The sequence below is a fragment of the Faecalibacillus sp. MSK20_93 genome (genome assembly GCF_020589945.1).
Taxonomy (GTDB): Bacteria; Bacillota_I; Bacilli_A; order Erysipelotrichales; family Coprobacillaceae; genus Faecalibacillus; species Faecalibacillus intestinalis.
Map to the genome: position 1 here is coordinate 1 of NZ_JAJDKA010000133.1, position 1,111 is coordinate 1,111.

Here is a 1,111-nt window from a genome sequence, read left to right on the forward strand (position 1 = left end):
TTCCTCCCCAAATCATTTCTTTAAATACAGGTTCTACCCATAAAATATGTCCCATCACTATTCTCCTTTTCCTTTTTCATGTGTTGATTCATTTCTTCTTTCATCCCAATCTAAATTCATAGATACTTTTTTAATAAGTAATTCTTGATAATTCTTTTTAAAGAGTAAGGAATAGATTAAATCTATAATATAATCACTACTTATTTTAGAAGAAAATGTTCCAATTTTATTAATAATATTTTCTTTTGAACACATTGTTAAACAAATATCTGCTTTTATTCTCAAATAACTATCATTTAAAGAAGTGATTGCAATAATGGTTCCCCCATTTATTTTAATACGTTCAACAATAGGTTTAATTTCATTTGTTTGTCCTGAATAGGAAATAATTAACGCTACTGAATTTTTAGTCGTATACAAAGCCTGTTGAGTTTGCTCTGTAGGAATAATTTTCAAGTTAACAAGCTTATTGACATAAGTCATTTTATGTTCAAACATCAATGCTGATAAAAAAGAATCTCCTACCGCAAACAAATCAATGATGTTTGCTTTATCAATATAATCCACTGCTTTTTCTAATTCATTCATATCAAGAACTTGATTAGTTCCTTCAATGGTTTGTTTATAGATTTCTCCAACATTATGACAAATTTCATTTTTCGAACTATCTTGAAGAAATGGCTTATTAAAATTTATTGTAGAGAATGTTTGAGATTGAGTTATTTCGGCAAAATGAACACGAAAGTCATTAAAATTTTTTTCTCCCAATTTCTTACAAAAACGACTAATTGTTGCTGTTGAAGTATAAGTTGCTTCTGCTAACTCTTTAAGATTCATATGAATCACATCTTCTTTATGTTCAATTAAATAATCTGCTATTTTCTTTTCTAAATCACTAAAACCATTTTGGTATTCAATTGTTGATAATAGACTCATATTCTCACCTCTAAATCCATTGTACCTTTATATACAATGAAAGACAAGAATACAACGTATCCTTGTCAATTTCATTATTAAGCTTCTGCAGCTTGTTTGTTTTGGTATTTTTCGTATGCAATTAAGAATGGTACATAGATAACTGTTGAAACAACAATTAAGATTGCTTGAGTTA

Annotated in this window: 1 protein-coding gene; it reads right to left on the bottom strand. The window is 27.5% G+C overall.

The genetic code is table 11. The annotated features are described in order from the left end of the window. Positions 1-57: 57 nt before the first annotated feature. Positions 58-936: a MurR/RpiR family transcriptional regulator gene (locus LJD34_RS15930; protein ID WP_032090165.1), complete on the bottom strand. Its 879-nt coding sequence runs from the start codon at positions 934-936 to the stop codon at positions 58-60. Positions 937-1,111 lie beyond the last annotated feature (175 nt).